This window comes from Rhizobium sp. L43, assembly GCF_002531725.1.
Classification (GTDB): Bacteria; Pseudomonadota; Alphaproteobacteria; order Rhizobiales; family Rhizobiaceae; genus Rhizobium.
In genome coordinates this window covers 1-2627 of sequence record NZ_NWSQ01000078.1, presented here as the reverse complement: position 1 = coordinate 2627, position 2627 = coordinate 1, and the positions used below count along the sequence as shown (strand labels likewise).

Here is a 2627-nt window from a genome sequence, read left to right as displayed (position 1 = left end):
TACAATCCTGTTTCATAACACCCATCTTTCTATGTCATTGAAAGGAATAGATTTTCCTGATCTGGAGGCGATCCCGCGGGGTGGCGAGGGTTCTTCCGGGCACGATCGAGAATCTGACGTGCTTGCGGGGTCGCGAGTTTGGAACGGCTGAAGATCCATGGGCCATCGGGTAGCGGATGAGCCCCCTTAATATCGCCAGCCTCGGCCGCCAGACGCAGCGTCTTTGGCGATATCCCGAGTAACTTCGCCGCACCGCCCAGATTAAGCCATGGCTCAACCCCGTCGATCTGCGGACGGAAGACCGGAATCTTGCGATATGACCTCAGCGCGGTGACCCGCTCCCGTGTCCAGCGATTGCCATTGCCGGTCGTCAGTCCGTTGCGATTGAGGACACCGGCAATCACATCATCATTGGCGATCAAGACGAGCTGTTTCACAGCGTCGACAATGTCGTCAGGGGTCGCATTTCTTTGGCCACGGTGTCGCTTCGGCAGGCGCAGTTCGGTGTGGACGCCTCCAACCCAATGAATGACGAGGACGATCTCAGAGGTTCCATCATCGAGATCGGCGACCACTTCATTGATGAGCGTGCGCACGATGCGCTTCTTCAGCCTTGCATCGGTTGTCGGCGCCGTCCAGACGGCGCGAAGGTTTCCCGCAAGTGCGGTTACCTGTGATGCGGACATGGGGAACGGATGCGGCGTAACTGTCCGATGTTTGGCAATCTTGGCCTCGATCTCACCGACGCCAGTCAGCGCCTTGTTCCAGCGTGCTTCCAGCTCCGACGTCACCAGCCTATTCTCTGGATCGGCCGCGTCATATTGCCGGAATGCCCGGTCGGCTACATAGCGTGCTGCCTCGAGGTCGCGCATCAGGGCATCCTGAACCTGATCGCGTTGGTTGGCCATATTGCGTTCCGCCTCGACGGCGGCGGCAATGGCTCCTGGCTCGACCACGCCGAGAAGTGCCTCTTCGATCGCGTCATCGACCCGCAGACCGCCGAAGGCGATGCAACGTGGTTCGCCGTTGTCGAGCAACCCTCGCCAACAGGAATAGCGCGGGATGTTATGGTTGGCTCCTGTGTAACGAACCGTCAGCTTCCGGCCGCACCTTTTGCAGCGGAACAGGCCGGCAAGCAGAGCGTCGCCATGCTTCGGCGCTCCATGATGGCGACTGGCCGGTACATTGTCGCTGACCATCTTGCGGATCTCCTCCGCCCGTTCCCAACTGATGTAACCTTCGTGCGCATCCGGGATCAGCGCCAGCCATTCATCACGCGCCTTGCGGCGAATTCCAGATCGGCCATCGTATCCTGGTACGGAACGACTCTTACCATAAGCATAAGCGCCGCCGTAGATCGGGTTCGCAATCATCCGGTGGATGGTGGCATAATTTGGCCTGCGCCAGATGACGTCACCGTTGGCGCACCTGACGGGCAGGTCCAATCCCTGCTCAAGGAACCATAGCAAGGCCTGCCGGGCACTCCCGAGTTCGGTGACCTTGTCGAAGACGAGTGCGATGGCTTCCTGGATGCGCCGATTGGGATCCTTCTCGATCCTGTCACCGGCCTTTACGAAGCCGGCCGGAACAGTGACGACGAGTTCACCGCGGCGAGCCTTCTCATAGCGGGCGGAAAGGGAACGCTGACGCAAGAGATCGAGTTCATACTCGTTGAGGCTGCCCTTCAAACCCAAGAGCAGGCGGTCGTTGCCCTGGCGGGGCGCATAAACTGCTTCCTGGTCGACCAGGACGGTATCGACAACGCGGCACATCTCGATGAGTTGCTGCCAATCGCGGCTGTTCCGGGCGAAGCGCGATACCTCACGCGCGGCCACGGCGCCTACCTTGCCAAGGCAGACTTCCGCCACCATCCGATCAAATCCAGCGCGGGTCACGCCGCCGGCGGCCGAACGACCAAGGTCGTCATCCACCGTCTCTATATGTGACCATCCAAGCGCTGCCAGACGGTCGCGCATGGCGTACTGGAGGGCGCTGCTCTCTCGATTGTGCAGAACCTGGTGAGCCGAGGACTGCCGAACATAGAGGATGGCCTTCCGCTCCAGATGATGCGGCGCGATCTTCTCATGCATCATGACCGGCCTCCTTCTGTTGGCAGGCATGTCCGCACTTTGCGTGATCGACGAACAGCCGCACGATGAGCACCGTCAACGCTTGGCGGGTCTCCTCCGGCAACTCCGGCCATTGCGGCGTCCCTGCCGTCTTCCCCCGCTGCGGGGCCGAGAACAGATCGAACTGGCATGTCATGGGCTGGCGAGGCATGAACATCTCTCCGACTCGTTTCGTGAGAGACCAATGCTGCGCCCATTACCGAAGATTGCGATGAGGCATCAGCGTCCTTCAGCAATCTTGCCAAAGAATGCAGGCTTGCGAGATCGACGTGCGGGACCGCCAGGCTGCGCCAACAACCACTCACTGATCGGTCGAACATCCACGACGGGACCTCAAGAAGTCGACCAGAAGAAGAACCAGAAAGGCTGCAGCGGAAAATATGCGTCCCTTTAGACACCGCCTCATGCACGTGAACAAGCCGTCCGGACCAGGGATGCCACGGATACAGAAGCTCGCGAACCTCGGTCCCGTGGGTGTTCTGTCGTCGTGTTGTACAA

2 protein-coding genes are annotated in these 2627 nt (G+C 60.0%); both read right to left on the bottom strand.

Annotated features, from left to right (window positions below):
- Window positions 1–29: 29 nt before the first annotated feature.
- Complete coding sequence (locus tag CO667_RS34435) at window positions 30–2093, bottom strand: recombinase family protein (RefSeq protein ID WP_097622254.1); 2064 nt, start codon at window positions 2091–2093, stop codon at window positions 30–32.
- Window positions 2083–2280 carry a hypothetical protein gene (locus CO667_RS34430; RefSeq protein ID WP_037145433.1) on the bottom strand — a complete coding sequence of 66 codons (198 nt, stop codon included), beginning with the start codon at window positions 2278–2280 and terminating at the stop codon, window positions 2083–2085. The genes CO667_RS34435 and CO667_RS34430 overlap by 11 nt, the downstream gene beginning before the upstream one ends.
- Between the last annotated feature and the right edge of the window lie 347 nt (window positions 2281–2627).

Bases quoted from the DNA above. Each gene is read 5' to 3' on its own strand.
- CO667_RS34435 (WP_097622254.1), bottom strand. From the start codon at position 2,093: ATGATGCATGAGAAGATCGCGCCGCATCATCTGGAGCGGAAGGCCATC.
- CO667_RS34430 (WP_037145433.1), bottom strand. From the start codon at position 2,280: ATGCCTCGCCAGCCCATGACATGCCAGTTCGATCTGTTCTCGGCCCCG.